The sequence below is a fragment of the Streptomyces sp. NPDC007896 genome, from assembly GCF_042959425.1.
In the GTDB taxonomy this organism is placed as follows: domain Bacteria; phylum Actinomycetota; class Actinomycetes; order Streptomycetales; family Streptomycetaceae; genus Streptomyces.
Genome location: NZ_JBIBKX010000026.1, coordinates 37990 through 56132 on the forward strand (window position 1 = coordinate 37990; position 18143 = coordinate 56132).

The following is an 18143-nucleotide window of genomic DNA, read 5'->3' on the forward strand; positions in this document are numbered from 1 at the left end:
GGTTCTAGAGGTCGAGGCGGCGGGACAGGTCGGAGGTGAAAACGCCGTGCGGGTCCAACTCGGCCCGCAGCTGTCGGAATTCGGTCAGCCGTGGATACATGCAGGCCAGCAGTTCCGGCCGCAGCCGCGCGTCCTTCGCCAGGTACACGCGCCCGCCCGCTCCGGCGACCTGCTCGTCCAGCTCGTCGAGGAAGGCACCGAGGCCCGGCAGGTTGGCGGGGATGTCCAGGGCGAGGGTCCAGCCCGGCATCGGGAAGGAGAGCCAGCCAGGATCGCCCTCACCGAAACGCTTCAGGACGGCGAGGAAGGACGGGCACCGGCGTTCGGTGATGCGCCGCACGATGTGCCGCAGGGCCTCCTCGCACCCGTGTCTGACGACGAACTGGTACTGCACGAAGCCACCGCGCCCGTAGACCCGGTTCCAGTGCGGCACCCCGTCGAGCGGGTGGAAGAAGGCCGAGATCCGCTGTAGCTCACCGGCACGCGCGCGGGGCGCCTTCCGGTACCAGAGCTCGTTGAAGAGGCCCACCGTTCCGCGGCCGAGCAGTCCCTCCGGTACGAAGGCGGGCGCGGACGGGAACCGCGGTGGGCGGAACGCCAGCGGGCGCCGGCGCGCGCGTGCGGGGAGCGCGTCCAGGGGGGCGTGCTCCCCGCGGGTGAGCACCGAGCGTCCCGTCGAGCGGCCGCGCGCGAGCAGGTCGATCCAGGCGACCGAGTACCGGTAGCGGTGGTCCGTGGCGGTGAGACGGGCCATCAGGTCGTCCAGGTCCGCCGCGCGTTCGGTGTCGACGGACATCAGCGAGGTCGCGACGGGCTGGAGCCGGACGGTCGCCGTGAGGATCACCCCGGTCAGGCCCATGCCGCCCGCGGTGGCGTCGAAGAGGGGGGTGTCCCGGCCCACCGTGCGGATCGCGCCGTCCGCGGTCAGCAGTTCGAAGGAGAGGACGTGGCGGGCGAACGAGCCGGACACGTGGTGGTTCTTGCCGTGGATGTCCGCGCCGATCGCGCCGCCGACGGTCACATAGCGGGTCCCGGGCGTGACCGGCACGAACCAGCCGAGCGGGAGCAGGACTTCCATCAGCCGGTGCAGGCTCACGCCCGCGTCGCAGAGCACGGTCCCGCCGTCGACGTCGATCGCGTGAACGCGGTCGAGGCCGGTCATGTCGAGCACGGCCCCGCCCGCGTTCTGCGCCGCGTCCCCGTAGGCCCGGCCCAGGCCCCGGGCGATGCCTCCGCGGACCCCGCAGGCGCGGACGGCGGCCGCCGCTTCCTCGTAGGTGCGCGGGCGGACCAGACGGGCGGTGGTCGGGGCGGTGCGGCCCCAGCCCGTGACGGAGACGGGTTCGGCCGGGTCGGAGGCGGATCCGGCCGGGTCGGAGGCGGTGTCGGCAGGCATGACCGTGACCGTATCGGCGAAAAAGGTGCATAAAGCCCTCACCTCTCCCGTCTTCGCGGCTCCTCACCGAAATGGGTGATTAATGGGATGTCGTACAAGATTTCCGTAATTCTGCGGCCACTCCCTAGAAGAGTGAGATCACATGGACGACCTTGACGACATGGACCGCCGAAGGTGGGACGGCATGGACCGTCGGCTGCTGTCGGCCCTCCACGAGCGCGGCACGGATCCACGCGTGGCGGCCGTCGCACGCGCCCTGTCCTGGAGCGGGGAGCACGGCGTGCTGTGGCTCGCGGCCGGGCTCACGGGGACGGTGGTCGACCGCGGACGGCGTGGCGCGTGGCTGCGCGGCACGGCGCTCACCGCCACCGCGCACCTCGCCAGCATGGGCGTGAAGCGGATCGTGCGCCGTCCACGCCCGGCGCACATCGTCCCGCTGGTGCGCACGGCCGGACGTCACTCGTTCCCCAGCTCCCACGCCGCCTCCGCGACGGCCGCGGCGGTCGCCTTCGGCGCGCTCGGCTTCCGCCCGCTGCTTCCGCTCGCCGCCGCGATGTGCCTCTCCCGGCTGGTGGCCGGCGTCCACTACCCCTCGGACGTGGTCGCGGGCGCCGCCCTGGGCGCACTGACGGCCCGCCTGGGAGCCCGCTGGATCGAGGCCGGCCATGGCTGAACGCACGGTGCTCCTGGACCCCACGCCGACCGCCCCGGTTCCCGTGCGGACCCTCACCGGCCTCGCCCGGGGTCTCCTCAGGACCACCCGTCCCCGCCAGTGGGTGAAGAACCTGCTGGTCGTGGCGGCCCCGGCGGCGGCGGGCCAGCTCTTCTCCCGGCACGCGGTGATCCAACTGGCGCTCGTCTTCGTCCTGTTCACGGCCTGCGCCGCCGCCGTCTACCTGATCAACGACGCCCGGGACGCCGAAGCCGACCGCGCCCACCCGGTCAAGCGCCACCGTCCGGTCGCCGCGGGCCAGGTCCCCGTCCCTCTCGCGTACGCCGCGGGAGGCGTCCTCGCCGTCCTCGCCCCGACCGCCGCGGCCCTGCTGTCCTCCCCGGTCACCGCGGCACTGCTGACCGCCTACCTCGGCATGCAACTGGCCTACTGCGTCAGCCTCAAGCACGTCCTGGTCGTCGACCTCGCCGTCGTGACGACCGGGTTCCTGATGCGGGCGATGATCGGCGGGCTCGCCCTCGGCATCCCGCTGTCCCGCTGGTTCCTGATCACCACGGGCTTCGGGGCGCTCTTCATGGTGGCGGCGAAACGGTACTCCGAGGCCCTCCAGCTGGCCGGGAACGCCGGTGCCACCCGCGCGCTGCTCACCGAGTACACCACCGGCTATCTGCGCTTCGTCTGGCAGCTGGCCGCCGGGGTCGCCGTCCTCGGCTACTGCCTGTGGGCCCTGGAGGAGAGCGGCGTGCCCAGCGCCGGGGTGCTGCCCTGGCGCCAACTGTCCATGGTCGCCTTCATCCTGGCCGTCCTGCGCTACGCCGTCTTCGCCGACCGGGGCGCGGCGGGCGAGCCCGAGGACGTCGTCCTGCGCGACCGCGCGCTCGCCCTGATCGGACTGGTGTGGCTCGCGATGTACGGGCTCGCGGTCGTGAACTGGTGAGCCTCGCCCAGCGGCCCCTGACCCAGGAGCTCCTGGGCTTCGCCACCGTCGGCGTCCTCGCCTATGCCGCCGACCTCGGACTCTTCCTCTGGCTGCGCGGTCCGGTGGGCCTCGACCCGCTCACCGCCAAGGCGCTGTCGTTCGTGGCGGGCTGCTCGGTCGCCTACACCGGCAACGCGCTCGGCACCTACCGGCACCACCCCGTCAGGGGGTCCCGGCGGTGCCCCGACTTCCTCGTGTTCCTCGCCGTGAACCTCGCGGGCGCCCTCGTCCAGCTCGTGTGCGTCGCCGTCAGCCACTATGGCCTCGGGCTCACCTCGCGGCGCGCCGACACGGTCTCCGGCGCGGGGATCGGTATGGCACTCGCCACGGTCCTGCGTTTTTGGGGTACCCGGACATTGGTCTTCCGAGGTGAGGGCAGAGTCGGATCATGGACTGGCTGAAGAAGCTTCCGGGCGTGGGGCCGTTGGTCGCCCGCCTGATGGCCACGCACGGGTGGCGGTCGTACGAGCGTCTGGACCGGGTGAAGTGGACGCGGCTCGCCGCCGCGATGACCTTCATCAGCTTCGTGGCGCTCTTCCCGCTGCTGACCGTCGGCGCCGCGATCGCCGCCGCCACCCTCACCAGCCAGCGGCAGAAGGAGCTTCAGGACAAGATCGCCGATCAGGTGCCGGGCATCTCCGACCAGCTCGACATCAACGGGCTGGTCCAGAACGCCGGCACCATCGGGCTCATCGCGGGCGCCGTCCTGCTGTTCACCGGCATCGGCTGGGTCGGCTCCATGCGGGACTGTCTGCGCGCGGTCTGGGAGCTGCCCGACAGGGAGGAGAACCCCCTTCTGCGCAAGCTCCTGGACGCCGGGATCCTCGTCGGACTCGGCGGTGCCGTACTCGTCACCATCGCCGTCTCCACCGTCGCGTCCTCGCTGGTCGGCTTGACGGCCCGGCAGCTCGGCATCGGCGAACACGACTGGGGGAGCGTGCTGCTGCAGTCCGCCGCGTTCGCCGTCGCCGTACTCACCGACTTCCTGGTGCTCCTGTACGTCCTGACCCTGCTGCCGGGCGTCGAGCCGCCGCGCCACCGGCTCGTCGTCGCCGCGCTGATGGGCGCCGTCGGCTTCGAACTGCTCAAGCTGCTGCTCAGCAGCTATATGCGGGGCGTGGCGTCGAAGAGCATGTACGGCGCCTTCGGTGTGCCCGTCGCGCTGCTGCTGTGGATCAACTTCACCGCGAAACTGGTCCTGTTCTGTGCCTCCTGGACGGCCACGGGACATGCCGACACCGGCCCGAAACAACGCGACGACGAGCCTGACGAGCCCGCGGAGCCCGGGGACTTCGGGGAGGTCAGTGGCGGCGGCGCATCAGGTCGGGGAGGGGCCAGCGGCGGTTGACGAGGAAGACGGCGCCGGCGACCAGGGCGAGCAGGCCGCCCGTGATGGCCAGGGCGATCCCGATCCCGCTGGAGCCGTCCTTCGCCGCCGCGGCGGCGGCCACCGGCTTCGACGAGGCCTTGGTCCCCCGGTCCCCGGTCGACACCGGCGTGTTGCCGGCGGACGCGGTCGCACCCGCCTGCGCACCGGTGTCGACGCCCTTCGGCGGCACCAGCTCACCCACCGGCGTGACCTTGCCTGTCGCGCTGAAGCCCCAGTCGAGCAGCCGCGCGGCCTCCTTGTAGACCTCGTTGTGCTCGTCCTTCTCGGGGTTCATCACGGTGACCAGCAGCACCTTGCCGTTCCGCTCGGCGACACCGGTGAAGGTGGCGCCCGCGTTGGTGGTGTTGCCGTTCTTCACCCCCGCGATGCCCTGGTACGTGGAGACGTCGGTGTCGCCGGTCAGTAGCCGGTTGGTGTTCTGGATCTCGAAGGAATCGCGGGTCGTCTTCCCCTTGTCGTTCTTCTTCGTCTCGCCCGGGAACTTCGCCCGTACCGTCGAGCAGTACTCCCGGAAGTCCTTCTTCTGCAGCCCTGAACGGGCGAACAGCGTCAGGTCGTACGCCGACGACACCTGGCCCGGCTGGTCGTAGCCGTCGGGGCTGACCACATGCGTGTCGAGGGCCTGCAGGTCCTCGGCGTGCGCCTGCATGTCCTTGACCGTCTGCTCGACACCGCCGTTCATCGCCGACAGCACGTGCACGGCGTCGTTGCCGGAGCGCAGGAAGACACCGAGCCACAGATCGTGCACGGTGTACGTCTCCTCCTCCTTTATCCCCACCATGCTGGAGCCCGCGCCGATGCCCGAGAGGTCGGTGACCGCGACCTTGTGCTGCTCGGTCTTGGGGAACTTCGGCAGCACGGTGTCGGCGAAGAGCATCTTCAGCGTGCTCGCCGGGGGCAGCCGCCAGTGCGCGTTGTGGGCGGCCAGCACGTCGCCCGACTCGGCGTCGGTGACGATCCAGGAGCGCGCGGTCACATCCTTGGGCAGCACCGGGGCGCTCGCGCCGAGATCCACCTGGGTCCCGGCCTGTCCCAGCCGGGCTCCGCCCACCGTCGACATGTTCGCCGGGGGAGTCGCGCTCGGGCTCGTCGTCGGTGACGGCGACGAAGACGGCTTGTCGGCCGCGAAGACGGGGACGGTCGTCGTCAGCGAAAGAGACAACAGGGTGGTGGAAGTGACCAGCATCGATCGCCGGATGGTCTTTTTGGTGACGGGCACGGTCGAGAAAGTACAGGGCGCGGGCCGGGAAGTCCCATCACCGGAACCTGGAGTCCCCAGGTCCCGGCCACCCCGGCGCCGGGTCCCTGCCGGCGACGGCGATACTGGACCCATGAAGCTCAGCCGCCCCGTCTCCTGGTTCCTGCTCGCCTTCGGAGTGTGGAGCTGGATCATCTGGGTCACTTTCGTCAAGAATTTGTGGAAGGACGGCAGCGGGCTCGCGTTCAACGACGCGGGGGATCCGACGGCGTACTTCTGGGTGCACCTGACGCTCGCCGTCGTCTCCTTTGTCTTGGGGACGGTCGTCGGAGGCATCGGGTTCCGCGGACTGCGCGCATTGCGCCAGACGTCATAACAACAGGGGACAAACGGGGGACGACCGAACACAACGGCACCAAACGGGGGATACGGCGTCTTGGTCATCGTCTTCGTACTGGTGGGACTGCTCGCCCTCGCCGCGGTCGCGGGGCTGTACTGGTACGTGTGGCGCCGCCTGGTGCGCGACACGACGTCCGGTCCGGGGCTCGCCCGGCGCGCGGGCACGGTGGTCTTCGTCGCCGGGCCGGTGCTGATGATCGCCGCGGTCGCCGCGGAGCGCGCCGGTGCGCCCTTCTGGCTCCAGCGGGTGCTGGCCTGGCCCGGGTTCCTGTGGATGGCGCTGTCGATCTATCTGCTGCTGGGGGCGGTGGCGGGGGAGGTCGTACGACCGCTGCTGCGCCGGGTCGTGGAGCGGTGCGCGGCCCCCTCCGCGGCCGTACCGCACCCGGCACCCGTGCCGCAGACGGAGTCGGTGCCGCACACGGAGTCGGTGCCGACGGGAGCGGCCCTCCAGGAGCCCCCGCCTGCCGAACCACCACGACCCGTCCCCACCCCCTCGCGACGGCTGTTCGTCGCGCGTGCCGTCGGCGGGGCCGCAGCGGCCGTTGCCGTGGGGACCGTGGGATACGGGACGTACGGGGTTCTGCGCGGGCCCCGGGTGAAGCGGGTCACCGTGCCGCTGGCCAGACTGCCCCGGTCCGCTCAGGGGTACCGGATCGCCGTCGTCAGTGACATCCACCTCGGGCCCACCCTCGGGCGGGACTTCTGTCAGCGGGTCGTCGACACGATCAACTCGACGCAGCCCGACCTGATCGCGGTGGTCGGGGACCTCGTCGACGGGAGTGTGAAGGACCTCGGACCCGCCGCGGCGCCCCTCGCGCGGCTGCGGGCACGGCACGGCTCGTATTTCGTCACGGGCAACCACGAGTACTACTCAGGCGCCGCGCAATGGGTCCGGGAAGTACGGGAACTGGGTCTGCACCCGCTCGAGAACGCCCGGACGGAAATGGCCGGATTCGATCTCGCGGGCGTCAATGACGTCGCGGGGGAGAGCGAGGGGCACGGGCCCGACTTCGAGAGGGCACTGGGGGACCGGGACACCGCGCGGGCCGTGGTGCTGCTCGCCCACCAGCCGGTCCAGATCCACGACGCCGTCAAGCACGGTGTCGACCTCCAGCTCTCCGGGCACACCCACGGCGGACAGCTCTGGCCGGGCAACTACATCGCGGAACTGGCCAATCCCACGGTCGCGGGCCTGGAGCGGTACGGCGACACACAGCTGTACGTCTCCAGGGGCGCGGGTGCGTGGGGTCCGCCGACCAGGGTGGGCGCGCCGTCGGACATCACCGTCGTGGAACTGGCGTCCCTGCGAACCTGAGAACCGGCTGTGAAACAGGGGCGAAACGGTCTTTCCCAATACCCCGTTTGATTCTTCGGACACCTCTTCCCTCAGACGAAACACCTGTGGTTGGGTGATCCGCGTCACTGGGGAGTGACACGGGGCGTGGCCTGGGGAGGGGCGCCGATGCGATCGGTTCGCATACGCATTCTCGCGGTGCTGGTGGTACTGGCGGCCGTGGGTGTGGGCGGCTGGCAGTTACTGCCGTCGAAGGAGAACGACAACAGGACCATCACGGTCGGGACGACGGACGCCGTCACGTCACTCGACCCGGCGGGCGCGTACGACGCCGGCTCCTGGGCCCTGTTCAGCAATGTGTTCCAGTCGCTGCTGACGTTCGAGCCCGGTGGCGCGGCCCCCGTGCCGGACGCGGCGAAGAGCTGCGGGTTCGTGGGCACGGGACTGCGGACCTATGCCTGCACCCTGCGCGACGACCTGACCTTCCCGAGCGGGAACAAGGTGACCGCCGAGGACGTGAAGTTCTCCTTCGACCGGGTCAAGGCCATCAACTCCGAGGTGGGGCCCGCGTCCCTGCTCTCCACCCTCGGCTCGGTGGACGCCAAGGGCCTCAAGGTCACCTTCCACCTGTCCTCGCCGGACGCCACCTTTCCCTTCAAGGTGGCCACCGGAGCCGGGTCGATCGTCGACCACACCCGCTACCCGAAGCACGCCCTGCGCAAGGACGCGGGCGCCGACGGCACCGGACTGTACGTACTGAGGACGTATACGAAGGACAAGCGGGCCGTCCTCGCGCCCAACAAGCACTACAAGGGCGCCGTCGAGGGGAGCGGCACGCCCACCGTGCTGCGCTACTACGCCACCCCCAAGGCGCTGGAGACCGCCTGGAAGGCGAAGCAGGTCGACGTCGCGACGCGCCAGCTGCCGCCCGCGACGCTCGCCACCCTCTCGCCGAGCGACCCGAACCAGCACGTCACCGAGTCCGACAGCGCCGAGACCCGCAACCTCGTCCTCAACGTCCGCGCGAACTCGCCCCTGCACAACCGCCTCGTACGGCAGGCCGTCGCCGCGCTGATCAACCGCGAGGAACTGGTCAGCCAGACCTACAAGGGGACGACCGATCCGCTGTACGGGCTGATCCCGGCGGGCATCACGGGGCACTCGACGTCGTTCTTCGACGCCTACCCCCAGCCCGACGCGAAGAAGGCGAAGGCCCTGCTGACCGAGGCCGGGGTGTCGCTGCCGGTGCGCTTCACCTACGGGTACGCCGAGGGGCGGGGCGCCGCCGCTGAGGAGGCCGTCGAGCTCAAGCGGCAGCTGGAGGCGAGCGGCCTGTTCAAGGTGGACATCAAGGGCTACGAGTGGACCGACTTCCAGAAGCGGTACGCCGAGGGCCAGTTGGATGCCTGGGCGATCGGCTGGGTCGCCGACTTCCCCGACCCGGACACCTTCAGCACCCCGCTCGTCGGCACCGGCAACAGCATGAAGAACGGGTACAGCGACAAGGACGTGGACCGGCTGATCCAGGACAGTCAGCACTACGAGGACCGCAGCCGTACGGCGGACGACTTCCAGGCGCTGCAGGAAATCGTGGCCCGTGATGTTCCCCTGATTCCCCTGTGGCAGCGCAAGGAGTATGTACTCAGCAGTGAGGACGTCGGAGGCGGCCAGTATCTGTCGGACGGAACCGGTGTCTTCCGCCTCTGGCGGCTGAGCTGGATATGACACGTGACGTGATCTCGCGGGGTGGCCCCCCACCCCGGTGACACAGCGCTCTCGCCCAACGCGGCACCATGTGCGCACACTGTGCCGGAGGTGTGTGCGGGGTGAGGAGCTGAGGTGTTGAGACGCAACGCGTTCCGGCTGCCCCGGCATCCGGCGTCCGTCGGACTCGCCCGGCGCCGGGTGCGCGACCATCTGCGGGACTGGGGCCACAGCCCCGACGGCCCGGCGCTCGCGGACGTCGTCCTGATCGTCTCCGAGCTCGCGACCAACGCCGTACGCCACGGACCCCTTGATGAAGGGGAGTTCGAGGTCGCGGTGACCGCCCTCGCCGACGGCTCCTGCTTCGTCGAGGTCTCCGACGGGGGTCTCGCCGCACCACGGCTGCGGCCGGTCTCCGTGGGGGAGGAGACCGGCCGGGGCCTCCACCTCGTGGAGGGCGTCGCCGTGGCGTGGGGAGTGTGGAGCCGGGGCCGCTACGGCAAGACCGTGTGGGCCCTCGTGGCGGCCCCGGCGCCCTGAATCACGGCGCCGGGGTCGAGCCGTACGCCGTCAGGAAGCGGTCGCGGAAGGCGTTCATCTTCCAGACCGGGGTGTCCTGCTTCGGCTGCAGGCCGTCCGCCCAGTTCCAGTCGGCGATCTTGTCCAGGACCTTCGGGTCCTTGGCGACGATCGAGACCGGTACATCACGGCTGGCGTGGTTGCCGCTGACCCGGGCGATGGGCTGGTGGTCGCCGAGGAATATCAGCACGGTGTTCTTGTTGCCGTACTTCACCAGGTAGTTGATGAGGCTCGACACCGAGTACTGGATGGACTTGCCGTACTCCTGCTTCGACTTGGTGGAGTCGGTGATGATGTCCGCGGGCTTCTTGCCGGCCTTCTCGATCGCGTTGTAGATCGAGCCGTCACCGACCTGGTCCTGCGGGACCAGCTTGGGGATCGGCGCCCAGGGCTGGTGGCTGGAGGTCAGGATGATCGTCGACATCAGCGGCTTGTCGTGCTTCTTGCTGTGCACCAGGCGCTCGAACGCGGTCAGCGCGTACTGGTCGGGCATGGTCGACCAGCTGAACTTCGGTCCCTTGTAGCCGAGTTTGTGGGAGTCGTAGAGCTTGTCGATGCCGTAGAACTTCTGCTCCGGCCAGGCCTTCTGGATGCCCGGCATCACGCCGACCGTGTCCCAGGCGCCCGTCTTCTTGAACGCGCCGGGCAGGGTCAGGCGCTCGCCCGCGGTGACGGTGCGGTAGCGCTGCTGGTTGCTGATCCACAGGCCCGACATGAAGGTGGAGTGACCCAGCCAGCTGCTTCCGCCGTACGTCGCCGAGGTCAGCCAGCCGCTCTTCGCCGCGAACCCGGCGTCGGTCAGCTTCTTGTTCTCGGCGGTGAGCGTCGCGTCGACGCCCGGCGCCATGACCGGGTCCTCGATCGCGCTGCGGCCGTAGCTCTCGATGAAGGTGATCATCATGTCCTTGCCGCGCAGCCCGGTGAGCAGCTGGTCGGGCGGCGTGTTGGCGAAGTTGTCCTTCTTCGCGATCTTGGCGAACTCGGCTTCGTCCCGAAGCGTCCGCCGCACCTGCTCCGCCTTGAACTGGAGGGCCTGCATGGTGTGCTCCGAAGCGATGGGCACCCCTGCGGCGTACTGCACGCCCAGCGCCGCGCAGGTGACCCAGGCGATGGCCAGCACCAGCGTCGTGCGGGTCGCCGTCTCGGTGTTCCGGGCCGCCAGGTTGCCCAGTCGGATCACCGACATCGTCACGAGGGCGAGTACGACGATCACGAGCGTCACGGCCAGGGCCACGATGCCGAGCGCGCCACCCTTGCCGAACGTGTCCTGGAGGTATCCCTGCGCGTCACTGAAGAGCGACCAGTCGAGGACGACGTTGAAGCCTCGCCCGAGGTATTCGTTGAAACCGATGTCGAGGAAGTTCACGACGGTCAGGGCGCCCAGGCCGAGCCCGGCGAACACCGCCACGGCGATCCGCGGCTTGCGGGGCAGGACGATCAGCACGGCGGCGCCGAAGATCGCCTCCACCGGGAGACGCACGAAAGCGGCCAGCCGGAACTTGTCCGCCTGGGTCGGCATGAGCAGCGCGACGACCACGACAGCGAGGGCCACGGCGGTGGTGGTCCACCAGATAACGCGGGCCGCGACCGGGTACTTCTCCCGCCACCCACCCCAACCACGCCGCCGCCACCGGCGTTGGTGGGGGGTGTCGGGCGCGGCGGGGGCGGGTGCGACGGCGTCCGCCTCCGGGACTTCGGCCTCCGGAGCACTGGCCTCCGCGGCTTCGGCCTCGGGGGTTTCGGCCTCCGGGGCTTCCGCCTTGGGGGTCTCCGCCTCCGCGGCATCCGCCTCGGGAGTCTCCGCTTCAGGAGTCTTCGCCTCTGGAGCGCTCACCTCGGGAGTCTCCGCCTCAGGGGTCTCTGCCTCCGGGATCTTCGCTTCCGGGGTTTCCGCCTTCAGGGGGTCGGCCTCCGGGGGCTTCGTCTCCGGCGCTTCAACCTGGACGGTGTCCCTCGGAGCGGGGGCGTCCAGAGGCGTGACTTCCTGCGAGGGCATGTCCTCCGGCGCCTCGTCCGTTTTCGACAGCTGTCGAGAGCTCGTGTTGAACGACAACCCGGCGGTCCTTCCGTGCGAAGCCCGGTGGTGGCGCGGCGGACCAGGCTGAGGTCGGGGCCGCCTTCATCTGTTGGGTACGAGGTCGTACCGGCCGGTGTTCAATCATCCGGGTTTGCTTATGTTCAAGCGAGTCACCGAGCTTGTTCAAGCACCTCACTGTGCTTGTTAAAGCAGCTCACCGCGTCGGCAGCGTCACCGTGACCTCCAGCCCCGCTCCCGGCGCCGTCCGTACCGCCACGTCACCCCCGTGCGCGGCCACCACTCCCTGCACGATCGCCATCCCCAGCCCGCTGCCCGCACCACCGCCCGCCCGGAAGAACCGGTCGAAGATGCGCGCCGCGTCGTCCTCCGCCAGCCCGGGCCCCTGGTCCGCGACACACAGCCGTACGATCCCGTCCTCCCGTTCGAGACCGAGCCGCACCGGCACGTCGGCGGGTGTGTGGGTGCGTACGTTGGCCACGAGGTTGCCCAGCACCTGCCGCAGTCCCGACTCGTCGGCGTGCACCAGCAGTGTCCCGTCGGCGCCCACGGTCACCGGACGCCCGGGCTGCTGGGCCCGCAGATCCTCGGCCGCGTCCCGTACGAGACGGCTCAGGTCGACGTTCTTGAAACGCAGCTCGGGGCTCTGGTCGAGGCGGGCCAGGATGAGCAGTTCGTCCACGAGGCGTCCCATGCGGTCGGCCTCGGCGTTCATCCGGTCCCAGGCCCGCCGGCGCTCACCCGGCTCGCGCAGCATCCCCTTCTCGTACAACTGGAGGTAGCCGCGGATCGCCGACAGCGGGGTGCGCAGCTCGTGCGAGGCGTCCGCGACGAACCGGCGCAGCTGCGCCGCACTGCGCTCGCGGGTCCGGTACGCCGATTCCACCTGGTGGAGCATGGAGTTGAGGGCGAGCCGCAGTTGTTCGACCTCCTGGGTCGGATGGTGGCTGGAGGGCACGCGCCGGGTGAGGTCTCCCTCGGCGATGGCGGACGAGGTCTCCACCATGTCCTCCAGTGGCCGCATCCGCCGGCTCACGCTGATCATGGTCAGCACCGCGAGCAGCGACAACAGCGTGGTTCCGACGCTCAGATCGAGCTTGAGGGCCTTGGCGATGCCCTTGTGCAGGGCGTCGGTGGAGGCGGCGAGCAGCACGTACGTGCCGTCGGCGAGCCGGGCCCCGGTGACCCGGTAGGAGGCGCCGTGCACGGTGGTGTCGTGCAGGGCGGGGTCGTGCGCGAGGGCGCTCGGGTCGTCCACCGCGGCGACCAGCGCGCGCTGGATGTCGGTGGGCTTGAAACCGCCGACGCTGAGGGGGGTCCCATGGCCGTCCACCGCCGCGAAGATCGAGTCCGGCTTGTCGGACCGGTCCGCGCCGGGGACCATCCGCTCGCGTACGAAGGCGAGGGCGGTGAGTGAGTCGATCTGGTGGAGGGTGAGCCGCGAACCGGTCAGCGACTCCCGCGTCTTGGACAGTTCCGTGTCGACCTGGTCGAGCAGGTAGTGCCGCATGCCCATCAGACTGACGGCGGTCGCCACGATGATGCCCAGCGCCAGCAACGCCACGTTCGCCAGCGTCAGCTTGCCGCGCAGCGAGTGGACCCCGTGGTGCCGCCGGGGGCGCCGCACACTCACGTACGCGGGAATCCCCGCACAGAGGGCGAGCTCGGTCCGGGATGCGGGTTCCGCGCGGGGGCAGGGCTCCGCATGCCCCGCGGCGACCCCGGGGTCCGGGGATGCCGGGGTCATGCGAGGCCGTATCCGACGCCCCGGCGGGTCTGGATCACCGGTGGGCCGAGGGGTTCGAGTTTGCGGCGCAGATAGCTGATGTACGTCTCGACGACGGTCGACTCGGCGGAGTGTTCGTACTGCCAGACGTGCCGCAGGAGTTGCTCCTTGGGCACGATCCGGCCGCCGTTGCGGACGAGGAAGCGCAGCAGGGCGTACTCGGTGGGGGTGAGCTCCACCGTGCGGTCCCCGCGGTGTACGCAGTACGTCGTCTCGTCCAGTTCGAGTTCGCCGTAGCGAAGGGGCGGGCGCTGCGGAAGGACGTCGTCGGGGCGGGTGCGGCGCAGTACGGCCGTGATCCGGGCGACGACCTCGTCGATGTTGAACGGCTTGGTGATGTAGTCGTCGCCGAAACCGAGCGCGCCGACGATCTCGGCGGGCGCGTCCCGCGCGGTGAGGAAGACGATCGCCAGGTCGGGCCGGCGCAGGCGCAGTTCACGGCCCAGCGCCCGCCCGTCGCCGTCCGGCAGCATCACGTCGAGCAGCGCCGCGTCGGGGCGGGTGCGTTCGGCGAGCGTGAGCGCCTGGCGGACGGTGCCCGCGGTCATCACCTCGAAGCGGTGGTAGCGCAGGGCGATGGCGAGGACGTCCGCGATGCTCGGTTCGTCCTCGACGACGAGTACGGTGGCCCCCTCGTGAGCGGTCATGCCCCCAGTATCCGCACGCGGGTCGCGCCAGGGGGCGGCTCCCCCTTTGGAGTTCCTTGAGAGTCATGGGCGGTCTGTGTCGTCGCTCGAGCGTGCCGGTCGATGGTTGGTTCCAGGACCTGGGGGACCAACCGACAACCGAACGACCGGATGACCGGTCGACTAAGGAGCGTTGAGCGTGGCGACATTGGCACGGTGGTGCTATCGGCACCGGCTGGTGGTCCTGTTGCTGTGGGTGGGGGCACTGCTCGGGCTCGGGGCCGCGGCCTCGACCGCGGGCACGGATTACGCGAACGTCTTCTCCCTTCCGAACACGGACTCCAAGCGCGCGTACGACCAGATGGAGAAGGCCTTCCCGGAGCGCGCGGGCGACACCGACACGGTGGTGTGGAAGGTCGACACGGGAACCGTCCGGGACCAGTCCGTACAGTCCCGGATCCAGCCCGTGCTGGAGAAGATCGGCAAGATGGCGGGGGTCGGCGGCGTCACCAGCCCGTACGCGGGCGACCGGGGCGCGGCGCAGATCAGCGCCAACGGCAAGATCGCATACGCCCAGATCACCTTCGCCAAGCAGGCGAACGCGGTGCCCAAGCCGCTGGTGCAGGACGTGGTCGACACCGCGCAGGGCGCCGAACGTGGCGGTCTGCACGTCGAGTTGGGCGGTCAGGCGATCCAGCGGGTGCAGGAGCCGCCGACCGGACTCGCCGAGATGATCGGCATCCTGGCCGCGGCGGTCGTCCTCTTCCTCGCCTTCGGCTCGCTCTTCGCGATGCTGCTCCCGATCGGCATCGCGATCTTCGGGGTGGGCACGGGCCTGTTCTCCACCCAGCTGCTCAGCCATGTCACGTCCGTACCGGACCTGGCCCCGCTGCTCGCCACCCTGATCGGCCTCGGTGTCGGCATCGACTACGCGCTGTTCATCGTCACCCGGCACCGGCGCGGCATCCTGCGCGGCATGGACCCGGAGGAGTCGGCGGTCACCGCCCTCAACACCTCCGGGCGCGCGGTGCTGTTCGCGGGCGGCACGGTGTGCATCGCGCTCGCCGGGATGCTCGTGACGAACCTGCGCTTCCTGGACGGCGTGGTCATCGGCACCTCGCTCACCGTCGTGTTCAGCGTGCTCGCGGCGGTCACGCTGCTGCCCGCGCTGCTCGGTTTCCTCGGCTCCCGGGTGCTCAGCCGCCGCCAGCGGCGCAAGCTGGCCGCCGAAGGCCCCGAGCCGGAGCGGGCCAGCGGCTTCGCGGCACGCTGGTCGGGGAGCGTCCAGAAGCGCCCGCGCTCGATCGCCGTGATGGCCCTCGTCGTCATGGCGATCCTCGCGATCCCGGTGCTGTCGCTGCGGCTCGGTGCGACCGACCAGGGCAACGACGACGCGTCGACGACGACGAGGAAGGCGTACGACCTCCTCGCGGAGGGCTTCGGACCCGGCTTCAACGGGCCGCTCCAGGTGGTCTCCACCAGCGGCGACACCAACAGGCTGGTGGAGGGCATCCGTGCGACCGACGGCGTCGCCCAGGTCGCGGCGCTGCAGCCCGCGCGGGGCGTCACGGTGATCCAGGTCGTACCGACCACATCACCGCAGTCCGAGAAGACGGACCAGCTCATCGACACCCTGCGGGAGAAGGTGATCCCGGACGCGGGGGCGCAGGCGCATGTCGGCGGTGTGACGGCGATCTCCAAGGACTTCTCGACCGTCACGGGTGACCGGCTGCCGCTCTTCATCGCCACCATCATCGGCCTGGGCTTCCTGCTTCTGATGGTCGCCTTCCGCTCCCTGGTGGTGCCCCTCACCGCCGCCCTGATGAACCTGATCGCGGCCGCCGCGTCCTTCGGCGTCCTCGTCGCGATCTTCCAGTGGGGCTGGGGTCTGAGTCTGCTGGGCCTCGGCAAGGAGGGCCCGATCAACGCCTTCCTGCCCGTCATCATGCTCTCCCTGCTCTTCGGCCTCTCGATGGACTACCAGGTGTTCCTGGTGAGCCGGATGCACGAGGAGTGGGTGCACACGAAGGACAACGCGCGGGCGGTCCGGGTCGGCCTCGCGGAGACCAGCCGTGTCATCAACTCCGCCGCCCTGATCATGGTCTGCGTCTTCCTCGCCTTCGTCCTCAGCGGTGACTCGGGGGCGGCGATGGCGGGTGTGGGCCTCGCGGCGGCGGTCGCGCTGGACGCGTTCATTCTCCGTACGGCGCTGGTGCCGGCCGCGATGCATCTGCTGGGCAAGTCCAACTGGTGGCTGCCGGCGGGTCTGGAGAAGCGGCTGCCGCACCTGGCGGTGGAGCCGGCTGAGGAGGCGGAGCCGCTGCCGCGGGCTTCGGCGGGAGGATCGTCGGTCGTCCACGGCTTCGTCCGTGACGCGGAGGGCGCGCCGGTCGACGGGGCGGTCCTCACCCTGCTCAGCAAGGGCGGGCGTCAACTGGACCGGGTGACCTCACTGGCGGACGGCTCGTACATCGTCTCGGTCCCGGCTCCGGGCACCTACCTGCTGTCGGCGACGGCCTCGTCGTACGGCGCCCGCGCCCGGCACGTCATCGTGACCGACGAACCGCTGGTGCACGACCTGGAGTTGGCGGAGGGGGAGGTGGACGCCGTCAATTAGCCTTCGGCTGCCCGGCCTTGAGGATTTCATCGACGTCGAGGGTGACCTTGGCGCCGATGGAATCGGGGAGGGTGACGATCTCGCCGGGAGCGTGCGGGCGGTGGTTCTCGTACCTGCCCCCGGCCGGGTCGCTGAGGACGTGGAGGCGCTGGTGCTTGCGGTCGACGATCACGTAGACGGGGATTTCGGCCTGGGCGTAGGCGGTGACCTTGGTCTTCAGGTCGTTCTTCCAGTTTCCGGAGGTGACCTCCAGTACGAGACGGAAGCAGGCCGGTTCGTATGAGTTGTTCTTCACGAGGTGGTCTTCGAAGTCGGCGTCCACCACTGCGAGGTCGGGGATGGCGTAGTCCTCGTCGTCGATGGGCAGCCATACTCCGATGCCTTGGAGCACCTCGGTCTCGCCTCCGTGCAGTCCGGCTGCGATGAAGGGAAGCATGACGTTGGTGAGGGCGCGAGCGTGGGCGCCGTCCGGGGCCGGGGTCACGAGGAGATGGCCTCCGACAATCTCGACGCGGTAGCCCGGATGCCGCTCCATGATTTCGTCGGCAATGGCCGTGAGCGCGACCGGCTCAGGGTCGAAGGCTTGCTCGACGGACGCAGTGGACATTGCGTGCCTCCTGTGGGCTTGGTCGAGAACATCATCGTAGGCCGCATCCCTCCCCCATGCCCCGTATCACCGGCTTCACCCGATGGTGGAGCCCCGCCCCGGATCCGGCAGCAGCTTCGTCATCCCCGGCAGGAAGTCCGTGAACAGCTCGTGCACCTCGTGGACGAGCGGGCGCAGGACGCGGAAGCGTGCCAGTGAGACGCCCCGGGTGGTGATGCGGGCGCCGCGCTCGGCGAGCCGGTAGCTGCGTTCGCGTCCCTCCGTGCGGTCGAAGACCCAGTACAGGACGAGCCCCATCTGCGACAGCCACATCAGCTCGGGCAGGACGTCCCTCAGCTCCTCCGGAACCTTCGCCTTCGATCCGGCGAGCACCTCGCGGTGTATGGCGATGGCCTCCTCGCGCGGGCCCGCCGACTCGGGGGAGAAGGGACTGAGCGGGCTCTCCGGATCGGCGGCGTTCTTGAAGAACTGCGCCGCGAACTCGTGGTACGGCTCCGCCACGTCCAGCCACGCCTTCAGCACCCCCGCGATCCGTGCCTCCAGGTCCTTCTCGCGCTCCAGGACCGGCCGGATCGCCGCCTGGTGCTCGGCGCCGATCCGGTCGTAGAAGCCCTGGATGAGGTGCTCCTTGCCGGCGAAGTAGTAGTACGCGTTGCCGACGGAGACCCCTGCCTCCTGGGCGATGGCCCGCATGGTCGTCTTGTCGTACCCCCGCTCCTGGAACAGCCGCAGCGCGGTCTCCAGGATCAGGGCGCGGGTCTGCTCGCTCTTGGCGGGACCCTTTTCCTGGGCCTTTCCGGGCGCGCTGGTGTCGTCCGGGCCGGGGCTGTCTGTCGGTGCTGGCACGGGAACAGAGC

16 protein-coding genes are annotated in these 18143 nt (G+C 70.0%); 9 read left to right on the forward strand and 7 right to left on the reverse strand.

Annotation, left to right across the window (positions count from 1 at the left end):
- Positions 1–4: 4 nt before the first annotated feature.
- The gene (locus ACFZDJ_RS49170) at positions 5–1396 is read right to left on the reverse strand and encodes an FAD-binding protein (protein ID WP_391069400.1); all 1392 of its coding nucleotides are present in this window, start codon (positions 1394–1396) and stop codon (positions 5–7) included.
- A 142-nt stretch (positions 1397–1538) separates the two neighbouring features.
- On the opposite strand from ACFZDJ_RS49170, the gene ACFZDJ_RS49175 reads away from it, so the two are divergent.
- Genes ACFZDJ_RS49175 through ACFZDJ_RS49190 form a run of 4 tightly spaced genes read left to right on the forward strand, consistent with a single transcriptional unit; the run spans position 1539 to position 4396 of the window.
- Positions 1539–2069, forward strand: a complete 531-nt coding sequence (locus ACFZDJ_RS49175) for a phosphatase PAP2 family protein (protein ID WP_391069401.1) — start codon at positions 1539–1541, stop codon at positions 2067–2069.
- A complete protein-coding gene (locus ACFZDJ_RS49180; protein ID WP_390934748.1) occupies positions 2062–3006 on the forward strand; it encodes a decaprenyl-phosphate phosphoribosyltransferase in 945 nt (314 codons plus the stop codon). The genes ACFZDJ_RS49175 and ACFZDJ_RS49180 overlap by 8 nt, the downstream gene beginning before the upstream one ends.
- Complete coding sequence (locus tag ACFZDJ_RS49185; protein WP_248296932.1) at positions 3003–3449, forward strand: GtrA family protein; 447 nt, start codon at positions 3003–3005, stop codon at positions 3447–3449. The genes ACFZDJ_RS49180 and ACFZDJ_RS49185 overlap by 4 nt, the downstream gene beginning before the upstream one ends.
- The gene (locus tag ACFZDJ_RS49190) at positions 3437–4396 is read left to right on the forward strand and encodes a YihY/virulence factor BrkB family protein (RefSeq protein WP_384909438.1); all 960 of its coding nucleotides are present in this window, start codon (positions 3437–3439) and stop codon (positions 4394–4396) included. The genes ACFZDJ_RS49185 and ACFZDJ_RS49190 overlap by 13 nt, the downstream gene beginning before the upstream one ends.
- Here ACFZDJ_RS49190 and ACFZDJ_RS49195 read toward each other — a convergent pair.
- Positions 4350–5657: a D-alanyl-D-alanine carboxypeptidase family protein gene (locus ACFZDJ_RS49195; protein ID WP_390934746.1), complete on the reverse strand. Its 1308-nt coding sequence runs from the start codon at positions 5655–5657 to the stop codon at positions 4350–4352. The two genes, ACFZDJ_RS49190 and ACFZDJ_RS49195, sit on opposite strands and share 47 nt — an antisense overlap.
- Before the next feature lie 112 nt (positions 5658–5769).
- Here ACFZDJ_RS49195 and ACFZDJ_RS49200 point away from each other — a divergent pair, with 112 nt between their 5' ends.
- From ACFZDJ_RS49200 to ACFZDJ_RS49215, 4 genes are all read left to right on the forward strand, one after another.
- On the forward strand, positions 5770–6012 hold the full coding sequence (locus tag ACFZDJ_RS49200; protein ID WP_054233715.1) for an SCO4848 family membrane protein: 243 nt from the start codon (positions 5770–5772) through the stop codon (positions 6010–6012).
- Between the two features lie 60 nt (positions 6013–6072).
- On the forward strand, positions 6073–7353 hold the full coding sequence (locus ACFZDJ_RS49205; RefSeq protein WP_390934745.1) for a metallophosphoesterase: 1281 nt from the start codon (positions 6073–6075) through the stop codon (positions 7351–7353).
- 147 nt (positions 7354–7500) lie between these two features.
- Positions 7501–9057, forward strand: a complete 1557-nt coding sequence (locus ACFZDJ_RS49210) for an ABC transporter substrate-binding protein (protein ID WP_390934744.1) — start codon at positions 7501–7503, stop codon at positions 9055–9057.
- A 114-nt stretch (positions 9058–9171) separates the two neighbouring features.
- Complete coding sequence (locus ACFZDJ_RS49215) at positions 9172–9576, forward strand: ATP-binding protein (RefSeq protein ID WP_168510523.1); 405 nt, start codon at positions 9172–9174, stop codon at positions 9574–9576.
- 1 nt (position 9577) lies between these two features.
- Here ACFZDJ_RS49215 and ACFZDJ_RS49220 read toward each other — a convergent pair whose 3' ends face one another.
- The 3 genes from ACFZDJ_RS49220 to ACFZDJ_RS49230 all read right to left on the reverse strand — a co-directional run bounded on the left by ACFZDJ_RS49220 (position 9578) and on the right by ACFZDJ_RS49230 (position 14083).
- On the reverse strand, positions 9578–11611 hold the full coding sequence (locus ACFZDJ_RS49220) for a sulfatase-like hydrolase/transferase (protein ID WP_391069404.1): 2034 nt from the start codon (positions 11609–11611) through the stop codon (positions 9578–9580).
- Positions 11612–11846: 235 nt separating this feature from the next.
- Positions 11847–13283 (reverse strand): ATP-binding protein, encoded by a 1437-nt coding sequence (locus tag ACFZDJ_RS49225; RefSeq protein WP_384909595.1) that lies wholly within the window; start codon positions 13281–13283, stop codon positions 11847–11849.
- A 110-nt stretch (positions 13284–13393) separates the two neighbouring features.
- Positions 13394–14083, reverse strand: a complete 690-nt coding sequence (locus ACFZDJ_RS49230; RefSeq protein ID WP_168510529.1) for a response regulator transcription factor — start codon at positions 14081–14083, stop codon at positions 13394–13396.
- A 187-nt stretch (positions 14084–14270) separates the two neighbouring features.
- Between ACFZDJ_RS49230 and ACFZDJ_RS49235 the strand changes: the two genes are divergently transcribed.
- Positions 14271–16679, forward strand: coding sequence for an MMPL family transporter (locus ACFZDJ_RS49235; RefSeq protein WP_391069487.1), 2409 nt, complete (start codon positions 14271–14273; stop codon positions 16677–16679).
- Here the strand turns inward: ACFZDJ_RS49235 and ACFZDJ_RS49240 are convergent.
- Positions 16672–17286, reverse strand: coding sequence for a Uma2 family endonuclease (locus ACFZDJ_RS49240; protein WP_390934741.1), 615 nt, complete (start codon positions 17284–17286; stop codon positions 16672–16674). The genes ACFZDJ_RS49235 and ACFZDJ_RS49240 overlap by 8 nt on opposite strands.
- Positions 17287–17361: 75 nt before the next feature.
- The gene (locus ACFZDJ_RS49245; protein ID WP_390934740.1) at positions 17362–18132 is read right to left on the reverse strand and encodes a TetR family transcriptional regulator; all 771 of its coding nucleotides are present in this window, start codon (positions 18130–18132) and stop codon (positions 17362–17364) included.
- Between the last annotated feature and the right edge of the window lie 11 nt (positions 18133–18143).